Consider the following 17,309-nt stretch of genomic DNA (forward strand, 5'->3'; position numbering starts at 1 on the left):
TAAAAAAATCGGGGTTTTTTTTAGCTACCCCACTTAAGTCGTAAAACATTAACATCCTGCTGTACAATAACTATACAATTACGGAATTCAGTAGGTAAAATCTGGTAATGCCATTCAAAGATATTTGCTTCTTGCTTCAACTACCGGAGGTTGGCTTTGTCGAGTTCACAAGCATAAATTCAGATAAAGGCTACCAGATAAGTTTGATTAATTTCCCTATACTGAGATTACAAGGGTTTTATATCAGCTTAAGTGAATAAACATTAGTAAATCAACAATAGTTAACTAACCTCAACTTCTAGCAGCATTTTTTTGAACAATTTCTTCTAATTGTTTGCGAGTAATACAACGGCGTTCAGAACAATAAGCCATTAAATTAACACCATTCATCATTCGCACTGTATTAATTCGTACCCGAAAATCATCAGTCAAAAACCAACAACGTTCTTGTCCTTGATTTTTTTCATATTCTGTGTCAATTGTTAAGACTCCATCGTTGGTAAAATGATATCTACTCACTACAGGAATACTTTCAATATAACCACGATTACGCAAAAATTTTCCAGTTCTACCTGTTTGAGAATCAGGAATATCAACTAGAATAGCACTATAATTTGGGTTAGGTTCACCATGATCTAAATTATCTTGCCAGTTAAAACTTGCACCACCTTTTGCTAAAGCTGGGTTGACTTTTTGCTGTTCACAAACTTTGATAACTTTGGGGTCATCTTTTGTTAAAACTTTGACAAGTATATTAGATTTTCCTGATTCATCTTGAGCAGAATCAAAATGATGAACAGTACGTTGAGAAAACCATGTTCCCTCGCTTTTGAGAAAAAAATCCATCATTGTCATTGGTGGTTTTAACTTCATTTTTTACTCTTAAAGTTTTATTGACAAATGTCAGATTTTTAGTTAAGAAAATTAACAAAAATCTAGTTGAAAGTTATAAGATTATAGGATAAATCTAATGGAGGCTTTTGAGTAGATAATTAACGAATCTATATATATCAAAGTTATCAAAATATATCTCAAATCTGAAAAGTATTGCTAAATATTCTTGAAAGGAGAGAGGAAAGAATAGGGAGACGTAAAAATGAGATGTCAGATATTCACCCTTTTATTATAATCATTAAAAATATTACTTAATTTTATTGATTATTTAATAGATGAAGTGTTAAATAAGTGCCATATTATTTTTGGTAACTTATATGATCTACTGTAAATAAAAAAATATTTTTAGCCAAAATGCAGTTTCAATCAGCTACAGAAATTATTCAAGCTTATCAGCAAGATAAAAATCTTATTGCTAGTAATTTAGAAGGTATAGATATTAGTGAAATTGAACTATATGAAGTTAATCTGAGCAAAAGTAATTTACGACAAGCTAAGTTACATAATACTATTCTTATTGGAGCTAACTTAATTGAAGCTGACTTGAGTGGAGTTAACCTTAAAGGTGCTGATTTACGTGGAGCTAACCTTCAAGGTGCGAACTTGAATGGGGCAGATTTAACTAATACTTATTTGAATAGAGCTGAACTACAAAATGCTAATTTTACTAACGCTAATTTAGAAGGTGCTAAATTACAGGTAGCATACTATGATAGTTACACTGTTTGGCCTGAAGGATTTCCTTACAAAAAATCAGGTGCAGTTGGACCTGGGGCGAACTTAAGCGGAGCTTTCTTAAATACAGCTGATCTTAAAGGTGCTGACTTACGGGGTGCAAATTTGCGAGGTTCTTATCTGAGTGGTGCTGACTTACGGGGTGCAAATTTGCAAGGTGCGGCTTTGAGCGGGGCAAATATGAAGGGGGCTTTTTTGATAGGTGCTAACTTGCGTGATGCTCTCCTGAATGCTGTGGAGCTGGAAGGGGCAGATTTGCGAGCGGCTGATTTAACGGGGGCAAGTTTCAATAATGTTATTAGTATTGCTGGAGTTGATTTTACTCTAGCGCAGGGATTGAGTGATGATGTTAGGGGTATGTTATGTGCATATCCAGGTAAAGATTTGGGTACTTGGAATTCTTTTACTCGCACTAATACACAGAGTAGTTTATTATCCCACTTAACTGATCTGTGACTAGTTAGAAAACTAGGGTTAAATTTGAGGTTGATAGTTTAGAATTCTGGGTACTAATCATACTACAATCTAATATATCTTCTATGGTTAGGGTTGATTGCACTTTATAATTATGAATTGTGTATTATGTGCTAAATCACCCTTGCTTCAAAAGTCTAGGTCTTGGTAATTAATTTGGCAGCTCTATCTCTGGTGTGTGAGAGCTCTAGACCAAGGCGACATAAGTAATAAAGAAGTTATAATAGATTTTATAAGAATATAAGGATATGCCCTTACAAGATAGCTTTCTACTGAGTATTGCTGACAAATATTTAGCTCTTAAATTGTGTCAATTATTATAGTAAATCGCGATCGCTACTTAAATATACTTTTTCCTCAAAAAAGACTAACAAAAAAGACTAAATGGGTTTTATACTTTGCCTCTCCTCTTTGGAACAACAGACCTCATTCCCCCTTTAGTTCCTAACTCGTTCTTTTGATATCTAGGAATAACGTGAATATTAGTATGCATCATTTTTTGTCCTCCAGCATGATTAACGTTAATTCCTATATTAAATCCGTCAGGTTGATATTTTTCCTGTAAAATCTTCTGTACTTGATTTACCATTAACCAACATTCTAACTGGTCATTTATAGGCAATTCAAAATAATTTTCCTGGTGAAGTTTGGGAATAATTAATGTATGGCCTTTTGTGACTGGGTAACCGTCAAGTATTGCATAAGCTTTTGCTGATTCTGTAATTAATTGTAGATTTTTACGAGGATTACAAAATAAGCATTTGTTCTCTGAATTTTTTTGCTGATTATAATGAGTATATTCATAAATTTCACGAAGTTCATCAGTATAAATAGATTTAAAAGGTAAATTAACTAAACACTGATAAGTTGGTTTTTTGTGTATGTAATGTTCTCGAAAACCTTCTCCTTTCAAACCTCTTCTCACAGCATAATAAGCTTTTCCTTCAGAGTTTAATAACTGGGAAATTTGCATCAACACTTCGATTTGTGGTTGTTCAAATAAGACGTTTAAGACATAAAAACAAAGGATAGTATCAAATTTTCCCTGGGGATATTCTGGAAAATAATAAGGGTCGTAACCAATAATATCAAAGCCTTTTTTTTGTAGTAGTTTAACGTCTTTACCGAGACCACAGCCAAAATCAAGAATTTTACCTACTAGCAAGTTTTGTTTTAGTATTACTTGAGTTGGAAATGAGATAAATTTACGGTCTATAGCTGTAAGGTGGGTATATTGGTTTGGTTGTTTATTGGTAAACATTGGTATGGAGAGGTTAGGGAGTAGGGAAATTAGGTAAAATAGGATTTTTAACAGGATTTTTTAAGTTTGGGGCTTTTAGGAGTTAACTTACCCCTAGGCTTTCCCGGGAGAGGTAGGGAGGTTGTATTCAATGTCCCTAGAAAGAAGCAAACATCAGAATAATTAAGATTAGCTTAAACTGAGTTTTGCAAGAAGGTTTTTCAATTTTCGTTAATTACTTAAGTTTTTGAAGTGCTATTAATGCTGTTTTAGCATAACATTAATTCATGGGAATTAGTGTAATATATCTTGCTTAGTGGGTAAAAAAGTTTTACTTATAACCTTAAATATTCTTGACTTATTAAACTGTGAAGATGGGGAGCATAAGCAACTTCTTCAGGGAGGCTATACCCGAGTTCAAGTAGACTAGAATGGGTTTTACTTTTACTCTAAAAGGAATTTGTATTTAAAGCTATGGGGGTAGTTTTAATTGTTGCCAATTTATATTGGTGACAATACTTGTATTCAGGAAGCAAAATTTTAATTATCTTTGCCAAAATGATTATTTTTATAAGTAAATTATAAGTATGTTTTCTAGCTGTTTTAATTTGAGGTTTTGCATTTAATTTCTCCCCTTTGTTTTATAAATAGGTTTTATAAATAGGTTTGATAAATAGTTTGTATTTTAACTTAGAGCGATCGCTATATTTTAGATAAATATTTTAGATAAAATTATGCTGGGGCTACAATTTTATTTGGTATCAATTTCCTCAAGTATAATTACAGATAGTATTTTAATAATTAAATTATATCTTGTCAAAAAAACTAATGTCTTTTTTGCTAAATTTATGTCATAAATTTTTGATGATTATTCCTAAAATTTTTCAGAGATTGAGGATAGAATTTTTGATTTTTTTTCACTTCTATTCTTAGTCTTTTAATGGGATTAATTTGGGAAAAATAAGAGGATTAAAATAGTAATATGTTATCATAAAAAACTCATTTTTCTAAAACATTCTAAAAGCAAATATTTTGGTTTTTTTTACAGGATTATTTCATAAAATTATAGATTTTTTTACTGTTGATACTGTTTTATTTTTTCACAAATAAACAGCTTTAATTTTTGATTTTTATTGAATTTTATCCCAAATTTTTAAGAGTGATTTTATAGTTTATGCCCATTGACTGATACCACTTTTAACTACTCTCAATATTAGGCATCTTCTTCTCTAATAATTGCTTTTCAAAGCGTAACCCAGATTTATAAAACTAATATCAGTGCGTAAAGATTAATGATATTGGTGTTTATTATTTTTGAGTACAAAGTTTTCTTAAAAACGAATTGCTCTGTGAGAGGAAAATATGATGGGGTAACCCTTACAGTAGCTACAGTTAGAAAGATAACTTTTTTGAGCTTGATATCGCTAAAAACTTTAGTTAGCAATAGTTATTCCTATAACTTGGCACTGTGAATATCTATTACTTTGATTTTTATGGGAATAGTAATAAAATTTTGTCTCTTAATTATAAGTAAATATATTATATAAGATTAGACGAAAATTGGCTGGGAAGTTAAATATTATTTTCTTTTCAGAACTATTAACTATATTAATTTCAGTTTTTTTACAAAAAAATTATAGTTTTGATACTGTTGACACCAATTAGGTTCTTATTAAATGTTTTAGTTATGTTAGATTCTGTAATATTAAAATCACTATTCTTTCTCACATTTTGTTTGTGCTGTGATTTTTGATTATAGGTTTACCAAACAATTAGATTTTTTCAATAAAATAATGTATGTCTTACCACTAGGCAAATAGGAGATTTGAAAGTTAATTAAAAATTAACTATATTTATTCAAAACTACGGATAAATAGGAATATTATAGCAGTATGAGTAGTTTAGAAAACTATGTAAATAAGTAACTTAGAGTTCCAAGATATTTGAAGCTTGAGTCTGAGATGAGTTAAAGAGTATAGTCCCTAGTCTTTAGTGAAAGAGGAAGCTAGCCCCAAACCTTATGCAATTCAATTTTACGGGTAAGTTTGGGTAACTTTAGTAGAGGGCACAGAAATTTATAAATGCTCAAACTCCATCAGAACTTACTTCTAACTTTTGACTTCCCTCCCCTTACAGAAAAGGTAGCAAGTTCAATTTATTGTCACTAGAGAAAAATTGTATCCTTTGAAACCTCATTAAATCTCAGATATGTTATTAGCATTAGTTAAGCAACAATAGATATAAATATTCTCTGACAACAAAGACTAGCCCTATTTTTAGGAGGGTTAAAATTAAATTACGTGTAGCCCTATAGTAGCTTCCCTACTAATAATTTTTGATTAAGTTTGGGAGCAAATTACAAAATATATAAATAATTCAGAGGTTAAGCCATGACTAACATTCTCAAGTCTCGTCTAAATAAAGAACAAACCACTGCTTGGTTACGAGGACTAATGACTATTGCTTATGCAGATGGAAAGCTTGATGCTACAGAAAAGGATTTATTTGACCACTTTAGTCATGATGAGTTTGCTTCAGAAATTGAAATCTCAGAACTCCAAACTATTAGCCCAGATGAGCTAGCTAAGATTTTTAGGTATGATTCCAGCATAGCAGAAAACTTTATGAGAACTGCTGTAATGGTGGCTTTGGCAGATGGGGTTTACTCTAGTATTGAGGATGAAGTACTTCATAAATATTGTGAAGCCTTGGGACTAAAGGTTAAGGCTTTAGAAGCGCTGCGAAAGAATTTGGAACAAGCTAAGGAAGAAGCGGAAAATTATGACCTTAAAGGTTGGTTAGAAGGGACAGAAGATACTAATAATTCTGTTATTGCCCATGATCCTGAGCATGATAGAACTATACTCGCTCCAATTAAAGATTGGCTGGATAATTGGGAGATTAATGACTCAAAAGTGGCTCACATGGTTTGTAAAATGATTCCGTCTGAATGTCCATTTGAGCGAGATGTTGTGATTTTTGGTAAGAAAGTAGCCCATATTCCAGCTATGTGCAAACTTAACCCGGTTTATGATCAGTTGGTTGGTTTGCGCTTCCGTGCTTTGTCTTATTTGGCAGATGAATGTAAAGAAGATATTTCTAAGTATTATCAGTAAATATTGTTAGAAGGTGGAGGGTAGAGAGTAGAGAATAGGGAATAGGAGGTAATTACAGAAGATTTTAATTATATAAAATACAAATATTAATGATAAGATTTTTGTATGGTAGACGTCTTCCATGATAACTCTACCTCCCCTAAGATAAAGTCTTCTGTAAAATTTAAAAGACAATTTGAAAATCTTATAAGTTAATGACTTTGTTTTTTCCTACTCTTTACTCCCTGAGTTTAAAAAATGATTATTGGTCTGATGAAAAAATTTCAAAACTGATAACAAAATATTTTTTCTTATTCTCTAGTTTTGTCCTGTTGCCTTAATTATTTTTTTCTTTCTCTTTAATACTTATTATGCAATTCATTGACCAAGCAGAAATTCAAGTAGAAGCTGGTAAAGGTGGCGATGGCATGGTTGCCTTTCGTCGTGAAAAGTTTGTGCCGGCAGGAGGGCCTGCGGGTGGTAATGGTGGTCGTGGGGGTTCTGTTGTTTTAGTGGCGGTTGCTAATTTGCAAACTTTGTTAGATTTTAAGTTTCAGCGTGTGTTTAAGGCGGAAAATGGCAAGCGCGGGGGGCCGAAAAATATGACTGGGGCCGGAGGAAGCGATCGCTTAATTGAAGTGCCTCCTGGTACTATGATTTATGATAGGGAAACTGAAGAATTATTGGGAGACTTAGTGAAACCGGGGCAAACTTGTTGTGTGGCTCAAGGTGGTAAGGGTGGTTTGGGAAATAAACATTTTCTCAGTAATAGTAACCGCGCTCCTGAATATGCTTTGCCTGGGTTGGACGGTGAAGTCAGAATGTTGAGGTTAGAGTTGAAGTTACTGGCTGAGGTGGGAATTATTGGTTTGCCTAATGCGGGAAAGTCTACTTTAATTGCTGCTCTTTCTGCAGCTCGTCCAAAAATTGCTGACTATCCTTTTACTACTTTGGTACCAAATTTGGGGGTTGTGAGAAAACCCACGGGAGATGGTACTGTTTTTGCTGATATTCCAGGTTTAATTGAAGGTGCTTCTGCTGGTTTGGGTTTGGGGCATGAGTTTTTGAGGCACATTGAGCGGACTCGGTTATTGTTACATTTGGTTGATATTACGGATGTTGATCCGGTGGAGAATTTTGAGACTATTCAAAATGAGTTAGAAGTTTATGGGCGAAGTTTGGAGGATAAGCGGCAAGTTTTGGCTTTAAATAAGGTTGATGCGGTTGATGTGAAGGGTGCAGAAATACAAGAGTTGGTGAATAGGTTTAGGGAGATAAGTGGGGGAAAGGTTTTTCTAATTTCTGCTGTTGCGGGTATTGGTTTGGAGGAGTTGATGCAGGAAATTTGGGGGTTGTTGGAGATGGAGGAAGAGGTTAAGTCTTCGGAGCTAACCCCCACACCTCCTTTAGTTTCTAGGGAAGAAAGTTGAGTTTCTCCTGTTTTTGCAGGGGATGGTTTTTTTCAGAAGATAGTAATGGAAGTTGGGTTTGACTACTGTTGTACCCAACCTACAAATTCTAATAGCAATATTTTTCATCTTTGGGTTTAGGTTGATCTTTTGATATTCGCATTTTTCCTAAAAGGGTAGAAACCAATACACAGCGTTTTGCTTTACCTCCACTCTGAAGAGATAAAGTGAGACGTCCTAACTGACCGTTGACATGACCTTTGTGGTTAAATTGCACCCTCCATATATTGCTTGAAGGGTATTTACTTGAGGGGTATTTGTACAGGGTTGTTTCATCATCTACTTGTACAAATGAGTTTAGGTTTTCCCAGTTAGCTTTTTCAGGCTCAACCGTTGCCTGGTGAACTGCCCATTTAATTGTTTTGCCTTGTTCTTGTTGAAAACTTGCTTGCCAGGTCGTTTTATGTTGGATAGCTTTTGTCTGTGCAGTTTTAATTATTTGATATGCCCTGTTATTGGAAGCACGAAGGCGTTGGTTGTTGATCAAAGCACTCCAGCCAGGAGCAGCGATCGCTGCCAGAGCACCTATCATTGAAACTGTAATCATTAATTCTATCATACTAAATCCTGCTTTTTCTGGCTTTAGTAACTTTTCTGATAGACTCCGATGAATTTTTTTAACAATAGTTGATTTTAAAGATAGTGATGCATTTCTTTTCACTTTGACCCCGATATTCTAATATTTATTTATTTGATTTGAAGTTATTATTTTAGTAATTAAAAATTTTATGTCAAACATAGAATATGGTGATATCAAACAAACTTTTAAAAAAATTGCTATGCTTAAATTTGATATTTATAAAGACTATTTATTAATATAAATCTATTCTTAACTAATTTCTGTGGTTTATCTAATTATTTTTACTGCCCTCAGTAGAATAGCGCTACTTTCGAGAAATAGTAGGATATCTATTTACAATTATATACCTTTTAAAACCCTTCTTAAAAGTGTTCTTAAAAAATGTTCAAATTCCCCATATCTCCATCTCCCCAGTTTATATACAAAATATTAAGTAACTAACGTCTTAGAAATTAAGGGATAAATATTTTTTTGCTTTTTGCCCATCCTAAATCCTCTTTTCCCTACTTCCTACTGCCGAAAACCCTCAATATTATGTACTTCATAATTTGGGAAAAAAGGTGATGTTTTTGAAGACAAAAAAAACTGCCCTGTCGTTAGCCGGAGGTGGTATTGACAAAGCAGTCGTTTTGTGGTAAATTTCAGCTAAAGTTAAATTATGGGCATCCTTCTCCTTTACTTGAATTAAACTCTCCCTCTTCTATTCTCATGCTACCTAAGATAGTTTCAATAATTACGCATCGTTTAAAAGCATCCTCCTTTGCCGTAGAAACACTAACAGCAAAAGGCAGTTCTTGGGGTAGTTCTTGGTCATCTACTTCTACTGCGCCTAAATTGTCAAACTGAATTACACCATCTTCATCGTCTTTATAAGCTTTACAATTACCATCATCATCTTTAGTTTCACATTCTTTTACAGATAACTTAACCATTCCTGGCTTAATTTCACCATTAGCCCTTAAAGAATTCCATAAAAAACCATCAGAACCATCAGCATCGTTCTTAGGATAAGTTTCGCTAGGAGGATCCTCATCATCCCCAGGAGGATCATAAATAACAAACCTTGGTGGATCGTTATAAGGTTTATTTGTGTCAGGATCTTTTTCATCATTGTAGCGGAATTGAAGTCTTTTCTTTACCTTCGTTGACTTAGCATCACTTTGTGCTGCCCTTAAGGCTTGAAGGACCCCATTATTAACTGTGCGGGTGCGTTGTCTATTGATAAAAGCATTCCAGCCGGGGAGAGCGATCGTGCTCAATATTCCTATGATCAGCACTACGAATATTAATTCTATTATAGTAAAACCTGTAGTAGATGTTTTTGGCTGGTTTCGTAGTAACGTTTTAAATAAATTCAGAGGTTTCATATTAGTTTTTTATCTAGATAGTCTGAAAATCTTTTTGATTTTTTGTGGTATTTATACTCGTACTATTCCCCAAAGCCACTACGCGGTCCCACTTGTGCAGTTGCTTTTGGACAATATGGAGATTTTTTATACGTTGGAGGAGTTGTCGAATTGTCTTCTATGCAACTGAAGCCATCTCGACGGCGGCGCATAGCATTACCTAGAATTGTGACTCTAGCTAGCGTTTTACCTTTTGCTAATTCTGTTTGCTTTATTTCAGAGTCTTTTGTATAGTCACTTGCCGAGTCTAGGGTAAAGTCTTCTATGTAATTTACTAATACAACCGGGCTGTTACTGTAGTCTTCACCTTCTTTTTTAGTCCAGCCAGTAGGATTACTGTTATCATAGGAAGTGTAGCCCAAGTCTCGTTTAAATTTCTTTTTACTTCCTGAGCATTCTTCTGAGCGACCGTCAGTACCACAGAAATAGTTACCCCAATAATCTTTTACCCCATCCTGTATTTCAAACCTAGCTATGCGCTTGGGGCAACTACTACCAGATGGCTGACACCAGATGCTATTCTTATCCTGCTCTTCTATTAAATAATAAATAACTAACGACTGGACAAAGCCGTCGTCACACTTATTTTCATCTGCCGGACAATTAATAGACGTATCCTTATCGTCAATAGGTATAGAATGTTCTATAAACTTTCGCTTCCAGAAAACAAGGATAGGGTCTTTGTCCTCATCCTCAGAGTGCGGTAGTTGCTTAATAAAATCATCATAGCTAGGGATAGGAGGAGTTTTGCCTGGTTCTCCAACATAGTCAGGCTCATAAACATAAAACGCTTGACTCATATCCTGAGCAATATAGCTAATAGCCGTTTGTAGCTCCTGCTCACTGTTAGCCTTTGCCTGCTCCCCCACATCTCGGTTGAGCATATCTACGGCAAAGGTCAATATTGGTACAATAATTATGCTCGCCACAGCTGTTGCTACTAGCAGTTCAGTCATTGTGAAACCACTTGTTAAATTGCTGGCTTTTTGTAGCTTGCTATTTGATAGGGCTTTTATTAGTAGTTTTTGCAAGTTGTACATTGTAAATACATTTCCAAACTTTTTAAGAGTTATTATCCGTGTTAGTCGTCTTTTTATTCTGTGCCACAATGTTTTTCTGAGTGTTTGTCTTTCACGCGATCGCAAATATTTTTAAATGAACCATAGAGTTTCTTTGGAGCTATCTCTGTTGTTGTTTTAAACAGTGCCCTTTCTTTATCGCCATATCTAGTAGCCAACCCTGCATTATTAGAATAAGTCGATATGGTCTCATTCAACAGCTCAAACCCTTCGACGCCCCCACCCCTATAAACCCACACAAATAATTCGTAGCCATACTCAGGTTTCTCGTAATCCCCATGAAACCCTACAGCATATACAATCATATCTGTCAACCCTTTGCAGTCACCTCCGTCTCCTCCATCAACGCAGTATAAGTTGGAAGCAACTCCAAGGTGATTTACAGCTGTTTTACAATACTTCTTTGGGTTTAGTTTTTTGAGGTCTAGATCTTTGCAGTCTAGCTCTGTTGGAACCTTTACCCCTTGAACTGTGCTCCATCCCTCTGGATCAGTGAGAGCTATTTTTGGAGGCTCTATATCCCCTTGCCTCACAGCATCAATATAACTCCTGGCCGCTTGCGTCGCCAGTTCGACCCGTCGTGCCTGCACCCGCCTCCCCACTGATAAAGCAACAACCGGAGCAATAGCGCTCATTGTTGTCGCTACGAGAACCATCGCCACCAACCCTTCCAGGATAGTGTAACCTGAATTAGGATTAGTTTGTTGCCATTTTAGGATTTTTTGCTGAATTTGTTGTTTATTCATAGCTCCCTCATAAAACTGATATAAAACCTCATAACAAGTAACATTTTTATGTTTACTTCCTACCTTGGCTGAGACCGCCGGCGGTTACTCACCCACAAGTATTAATACTCAAGTATACCCCATTTTTTTCAATTAATGCTTGCATATCTACGGGGTCTATAGAAACTCGACGGTTAGGGCCATCATAAGCCCTGAGATTCAATAGCATATCTTTAACATCACCACACCTACTTTTTTGATTTAATTATATTTTGCCAAATATTGCAGAAAGAGGTAATAGGATAGATAGAAAATTTTAAGGATAAGACTCACGAAGAAACCGGGTTGATCAAATAAATTTTGTGGTTTAAACAACAACAACTATGGGAATAAACCCGGTTCCTTATTTGGGTGCGTGAGCCTTGAAATCTTGACCTCTACAAGATGTCTATTGATTTTTAGGTTTTATTTTGTCGATTTGTCACAGAATGCCTCGGGACGATAACCATCAGGAGTCGCGTTTTCAACAAAATTGCCATCGTCGTCTATGACTTTAGAACACAACAAAGTTTTTACCCACCTATCATCGAAACTTACTTCCCGATAATACCTGTCTGGTTTACCACTTGAGTCTTCCCCGCTCAGTAGTTGAGAAAAGTAGTCGGGGGGCTGAGATAACAAACCTACATCATATCCCCAGTTACGATCAGGTGGTAGGAAGTATCCCACCCTAGAGCCCCTTTTATCAATTACGTAGTTGTTGATTTTATAGGAACCCGGATATCCAAAATCGGTGGATACTTTATCCAAAAGATGTGGATAAGGTGCAGTAGCATAGGCACTACGACTTAATTGCATGAAACTACCAGTGATCTTGGCAGTAAAGTTGTTGTTCTTGTCTTTTGCCCAGTTTTCTAGGAAACGAGGCAAGTTTTGTAAACCACCATTGCTTTCTCCAGGACGAGGTGGCACGTCACCAGAGCCTACTATTAAGTTAAATATAGTATCTCCAGAAGCTCGGGTTAGCCACCTTGGCCCATTGTTTAGAGTTGTGTTATTCTCGCTTGGTAGTGTGGCTTGAGTCTCTTCAGGTGTTTCTGTTGGTAGATAGTTTTGTAGAACAGGTATTAGTAAAGGTTGTTGAACTGTTACTTCCTGCAAATAAGCCAAAGGATATTGGTTGCCATAGTTGTGATCATTTGGGTTGTTGCTGTGTGGCACAGGAGGATTGCTAGAAGAAGTTCTGAACCAGAGAGCATTTTCAGCTAGCCTAGGTAGGCTACCGCCGCTGTAGGGGAAAACATTCACCAGCTCATTATTATTTATTCCTATTGGAATTGGTAAACTACTGTCTAATATTAACTCGTTATTTGTATTCCGAGCAAACGCTACACGTCTTGGGTAACGGCGATCCTCAGCCTCTAGTGGGGGGCGAGCTGTTGTGCCTGCAACTAAATTATTGACACTTGTTCCAACTAGTTCAGATCCTTTCTCATCACTATTGACAGCATTGTTACCCACAAACCAATCACCAGGCCCACAAGAAAACACAGTAGGTTTACGACAGATCTCCATTACATACTCTGGGAAATTTCCACGTCGCTGAACAGGCGTCACATAATTATTGAAGTAAGAACTATTGACAGCAGGACCATTATTATTAGTCGCGTAATTCTTATCTGTTCGAGCCCCAGTTCCTGTAATATCAGCACCGCTACTCAGGCCATTGGTAACAAAATTGTTCTCATAGAAACCATTTAACATCCGAGCGCCAGCAACAGTAACATCGCTGGCTGAGACGTTGGTATTTGTGTTTTGTCTGTCGCCGTCTAGGTCAAAGTTTAATGCTGTTTCGTCAAACGGCCCTCCTACAGGGTATCCTACTTTGAGGGGGCTACCAGCATTATTTCTCAGATCAAAATCTCCTTCATCACGAAAACCCGTACGAAAACCTTCAGATAACAAAGTAATGGCATCTGACACCACAGTTGCGGGACGCCAACTATCTCCTTGTGTGCACTTAGGAAGCCTAGGATCTCCAGGACGACAAGCAAAATTAGGATTTATCTTATTTTTAGTGCGAGTATAGAAATTACTCCAGTTAGATGTTAACTCGTCATTAAACTCCTCTTGAGTATGAAGATTAAAATTACCTTTAATATACACTGGCAAATTAGTGACTAAGGTTAAACCCTTTTCTTTTACTACATCGGACAGTTTCTTAACGCCATCATCATTTTGGCCATCGTTATTATTATCATTTCTAGCTAGACGCTCACCATTGATCAACATTATGCCATTAGGTCGTCGAGTCGGATCTAACTTATAGTCTGTGGGACTTAAAGCCTTAGTCCTGTCCTCATCTATGCCTGTTCCTTCACTATTTTGAGATCGATCGCTCCTATCTGGCAAAGCATCATCCCGACTAGCATAAATAATACCGCTATATGGGAGTAAATATTCTTTTTTTAGTCCCGTTGATACCTCACTAGGAATTGCGCTACCAAAAGAAGATATACTTTGATTTCTCATTTGACCTAAGTCCAATTGAGTCAAGCGAATTTCCAGAGGTTGCCGCTCCTCTAAGGGCAGGTTATATTCTGCTTTTAATTGGGCTGGTTCAGCTAGAGTGCTATTAAGGGTAAAAGTCTCGTCAACATTAGGGGTACTGACGTTATCCGCATGTATAGCTTTTATTTGTCTGGCATCCAATAGAGTTACTTCTTTAATTACACCATCAGCAATAGTTACTCCAGGGGAAGGACTGTTAGTTGAAGTCAATGTGCCGTCTAATATATCCAAAGAACAGAGAGTAGAATCTATTGCTGCTTGTTCTGCTAAAGTGAGTTCGTTACCATTAGACAACCTTCTTAAAGCTTTTCGCAGAGGCTCGTTAGCAAACCTGCCATTTGGAAAAACCATGTTTGCTTGTGTTCCCAGTTCAGATGGGCTTGTTCCGGAAAACAAACCTGTAGTTGCGTCAAAACTAGCAGTCGTTGGTCTACTTGTTTTTGGTGGTGGGTAAACCACACCGTTGTTTGAGTTACCATCTGGTGCTGCACCAAACCCTACGTCTGGTAACGGCGATAGGTTTTTTGCTGTTTTCCTGCTTGTTGGGTCGTAGTAACTACTAATACAAGCAATAGGAGCTTGTTCGTTGTCTGTAGAATCAGATCTTTGGTCAATGGGGTCTCGTGCGTAGTGATACAACACTGTTGCACGCATTATCAGATCTCCTTTGGCATACTGGGGAGTATCTGGGTCAATTGTCGGAAGTTGAGAGGGATATAAAGATGTATCTAGAGGCCAATTTGGGCCTTGAGATGGAAGCGTAACACTGTTCACTTTAGCCCCAGGACTAGGCGACATTGGCATAGTATCTGGCCAGACAACTGTATATTGTTCAGTCTGAGGAGTTGCTGGGTCATCATAGGGGTTTCCTGGAGGTGGCGGCAGAAAAGAATTCTGGCGCTTATAAACTCCTGCTCCTGTAATTATACGTAAGCCACCAACGCCCTCTAAAGCATCTTCAGGCACTTGCGCCGCCGCCTTTTCCCAAAAGCCACCCCGATCTGTAGAACCCACATCAGGTAGTTCTGTGACGCGAGGTTTACGGGTACGAAGAGGATCATTGATTTGGTTTCCATCATCATCAAGCCATTTTCCACCTGTTTCTTGTGGATAAAAGACAAACTTAGAATCATTTGGGCTGGAGACGTCTTTAGAATCATCCCACCATTCAACTGGCAGGTTATTTCCTACAAGTATACGTTCTCCCAAAAAATTCTCTGGGCGATCATCTTGTTGATCATCTGGTTTCCTTGCTTTTAGTTGATCATTTTTGAGAGACAATTTAGTTTCAGCGTCTGTTGGCAGTATCCATTTATCTGGTGGTTTAAGTGTATTACCACTATTTTCAGGAGTATCTGTCGGATCATATACATCAGATGGGCTTACTTCTGCAAAAGTTACTCTTCTGGTTCTATCGCGGAAGTAAAGACCTATTATCTCGCGACGTATTTCTTTCTCCCTATCTTCGTCACCTTCTTTTCCTTCCTTCTTAAGCTGCTTCTCTACTTGGCTTTTAACTATTTCAGGGTCTTGTGTTTTATTTTTGTCCACTTGATCGTCAACCATAACCTCAATACGCTTACTGTATGCGTTGTTGTTATACATTGCCTCAAAAGCATTGTTATTCACAGACTGATCTGTAGTGGTAATTTTGTCTGTTGTTACAGTTACCCCTTGGCCCTGAAATAAATCTACCTCTACGTCGTTTCTCTCGTCTTTATTACTTGACATTCCATTAACAACGTTTCCCCCAACAATGATCTTGCTATTTTCTGCTTGATAGAAGCAAGACTCATTACTACTTACTTGATATAAGCGTAAAGCGTTCTCAAAAGGAGAAACTACTAAGTTACTGTTTGTTACAATTCTCCCATTCAGACGAAAAGCCGGACCTGGAGATATTTCCAAATCATCTTGATATACCACAGCATTGTTGCTCAGAGGAACTCTTTTCCAGTCCTCTTGATATTCCAGAGCAGTAATAGATGGGTTTGTTTTATTTTCCTGTATAGGAACAGCCACTGTGTAGACAAAAAAACTTTTGATGAAATCACCTGTTGCTGTGTTTTTATACCAGCCATTCCCTGTTGAGCTTAAGTCTCCAGAGCAGTCTTCCTTTTGCAGTGTTCCTACAGCTACTGGCGGAGTTCTTGCTTGTAAAGGTGTTTTCGCCCTCTTGTCAAGGGGAGTCTTGAGATATATGCCATATATTACATAATGATCATCGTCTCCATCTCCATTTGTGTCAAAAGGAAACCTCCACGCAGTTGTGATCTCATCTTCCGTTTTAGGATCGTTATCGTTGTAAGTCACCTTTAAGCGCCTTTCATCTGGAAACTTATACCTCTGATCAATGGCATCACTTAAATATGCGTCAACTCCTCGCTCACTAGGTGTTTGCCCCCTTGGTAAAGTAGGATCTTCCCTCAATAAATACTGAAGTTTAGCCTCCGCCCTATCAAGAGCAGGAGCAGCTAAACTCAGGGCTTCTTGGCTTGCTGTAACTTTGCTAACTTGTTCAGCTCGATCAAAAGACCGCAGTAATATAGCTGAAGTCAGTAATACTACTGCCAACATTACCATTGTAGCTGTTGGGAGCACAAACCCTGCATTAAAAAGGTTACCATTAACTTGTTTGCCTGGAGCGATCGCCCTGACAAACCCCTTAGCCAGTAGCCTTAGTTGTCTTCTTATCTTTGTGAGTCTACTATTGATATTTTTTAAAATACGATGGTAATACATAGGCTCTTACTTAATATTTAATATTCTTGGTATTACCTAATAAGATTTGTTATTAGGAACTCAAGCCATTACTTTTCATATTGCCCATATTGACTAAAAAAATTACACTGCCATAACAAATTGACTTAAATTAATATTTTAGCTTGACTAGGTCTAGATTTTTTTCCTCTCCCTGAATTAAAAACAGAAGCAGGCTATTGAAATAGAGCCAAAGCTTAGGGAGAGCAACCTACTACCCATGAGACGAGGCAAAATATTTAATAAAAGTAGACTCCTTGAACATTGGATCCTAATTTCAT

Annotated in this window: 10 protein-coding genes; 3 read left to right on the forward strand and 7 right to left on the reverse strand. The window is 36.8% G+C overall.

Going from position 1 to position 17,309, the window contains the following annotated elements; all coding sequences use genetic code 11:
• Positions 1–291: 291 nt before the first annotated feature.
• Positions 292–873 (reverse strand): phycobiliprotein lyase, encoded by a 582-nt coding sequence (locus tag TERY_RS19760; RefSeq protein ID WP_011613449.1) that lies wholly within the window; start codon positions 871–873, stop codon positions 292–294.
• A 375-nt stretch (positions 874–1,248) separates the two neighbouring features.
• Between TERY_RS19760 and TERY_RS19765 the strand changes: the two genes are divergently transcribed.
• Entirely contained in the window at positions 1,249–2,085 is an 837-nt protein-coding gene (locus tag TERY_RS19765) for a pentapeptide repeat-containing protein (RefSeq protein WP_011613450.1), read from the forward strand.
• Between the two features lie 409 nt (positions 2,086–2,494).
• Here the strand turns inward: TERY_RS19765 and TERY_RS19770 are convergent, their stop codons facing one another.
• Complete coding sequence (locus tag TERY_RS19770) at positions 2,495–3,364, reverse strand: HIT domain-containing protein (protein WP_011613451.1); 870 nt, start codon at positions 3,362–3,364, stop codon at positions 2,495–2,497.
• 2,369 nt (positions 3,365–5,733) lie between these two features.
• Between TERY_RS19770 and TERY_RS19775 the strand changes: the two genes are divergently transcribed.
• Positions 5,734–6,459: a Mo-dependent nitrogenase C-terminal domain-containing protein gene (locus TERY_RS19775; protein ID WP_011613452.1), complete on the forward strand. Its 726-nt coding sequence runs from the start codon at positions 5,734–5,736 to the stop codon at positions 6,457–6,459.
• A 350-nt stretch (positions 6,460–6,809) separates the two neighbouring features.
• Complete coding sequence (gene obgE / locus TERY_RS19780) at positions 6,810–7,868, forward strand: GTPase ObgE (RefSeq protein ID WP_011613453.1); 1,059 nt, start codon at positions 6,810–6,812, stop codon at positions 7,866–7,868.
• An 88-nt stretch (positions 7,869–7,956) separates the two neighbouring features.
• Here obgE and TERY_RS19785 read toward each other — a convergent pair whose 3' ends face one another.
• The 5 genes from TERY_RS19785 to hpsA all read right to left on the reverse strand — a co-directional run bounded on the left by TERY_RS19785 (position 7,957) and on the right by hpsA (position 17,010).
• Positions 7,957–8,568 carry a prepilin-type N-terminal cleavage/methylation domain-containing protein gene (locus TERY_RS19785; protein WP_011613454.1) on the reverse strand — a complete coding sequence of 204 codons (612 nt, stop codon included), beginning with the start codon at positions 8,566–8,568 and terminating at the stop codon, positions 7,957–7,959.
• 575 nt (positions 8,569–9,143) lie between these two features.
• The gene (locus TERY_RS19790) at positions 9,144–9,854 is read right to left on the reverse strand and encodes a prepilin-type N-terminal cleavage/methylation domain-containing protein (RefSeq protein ID WP_011613455.1); all 711 of its coding nucleotides are present in this window, start codon (positions 9,852–9,854) and stop codon (positions 9,144–9,146) included.
• Between the two features lie 62 nt (positions 9,855–9,916).
• Positions 9,917–10,933, reverse strand: coding sequence for a hormogonium polysaccharide secretion pseudopilin HpsC (gene hpsC / locus TERY_RS19795; protein WP_011613456.1), 1,017 nt, complete (start codon positions 10,931–10,933; stop codon positions 9,917–9,919).
• Positions 10,934–10,986: 53 nt separating this feature from the next.
• Entirely contained in the window at positions 10,987–11,718 is a 732-nt protein-coding gene (gene hpsB / locus TERY_RS19800; RefSeq protein WP_011613457.1) for a hormogonium polysaccharide secretion pseudopilin HpsB, read from the reverse strand.
• Between the two features lie 444 nt (positions 11,719–12,162).
• Positions 12,163–17,010: a hormogonium polysaccharide biosynthesis protein HpsA gene (gene hpsA, locus TERY_RS19805; RefSeq protein WP_011613458.1), complete on the reverse strand. Its 4,848-nt coding sequence runs from the start codon at positions 17,008–17,010 to the stop codon at positions 12,163–12,165.
• Positions 17,011–17,309 lie beyond the last annotated feature (299 nt).

Source organism: Trichodesmium erythraeum IMS101 (genome assembly GCF_000014265.1).
Classification (GTDB): Bacteria; Cyanobacteriota; Cyanobacteriia; order Cyanobacteriales; family Microcoleaceae; genus Trichodesmium; species Trichodesmium erythraeum.

What these genes read in the sequence shown, in the direction of transcription:
- TERY_RS19760 (WP_011613449.1), bottom strand. Translation starts at nt 873, where the DNA reads ATGAAGTTAAAACCACCAATGACAATGATGGATTTTTTTCTCAAAAGC.
- TERY_RS19765 (WP_011613450.1), top strand. Translation starts at nt 1,249, where the DNA reads ATGCAGTTTCAATCAGCTACAGAAATTATTCAAGCTTATCAGCAAGAT.
- TERY_RS19770 (WP_011613451.1), bottom strand. Translation starts at nt 3,364, where the DNA reads ATGTTTACCAATAAACAACCAAACCAATATACCCACCTTACAGCTATA.
- TERY_RS19775 (WP_011613452.1), top strand. Translation starts at nt 5,734, where the DNA reads ATGACTAACATTCTCAAGTCTCGTCTAAATAAAGAACAAACCACTGCT.
- obgE (WP_011613453.1), top strand. Translation starts at nt 6,810, where the DNA reads ATGCAATTCATTGACCAAGCAGAAATTCAAGTAGAAGCTGGTAAAGGT.
- TERY_RS19790 (WP_011613455.1), bottom strand. Translation starts at nt 9,854, where the DNA reads ATGAAACCTCTGAATTTATTTAAAACGTTACTACGAAACCAGCCAAAA.
- hpsC (WP_011613456.1), bottom strand. Translation starts at nt 10,933, where the DNA reads ATGTACAACTTGCAAAAACTACTAATAAAAGCCCTATCAAATAGCAAG.
- hpsB (WP_011613457.1), bottom strand. Translation starts at nt 11,718, where the DNA reads ATGAATAAACAACAAATTCAGCAAAAAATCCTAAAATGGCAACAAACT.
- hpsA (WP_011613458.1), bottom strand. Translation starts at nt 17,010, where the DNA reads ATGTATTACCATCGTATTTTAAAAAATATCAATAGTAGACTCACAAAG.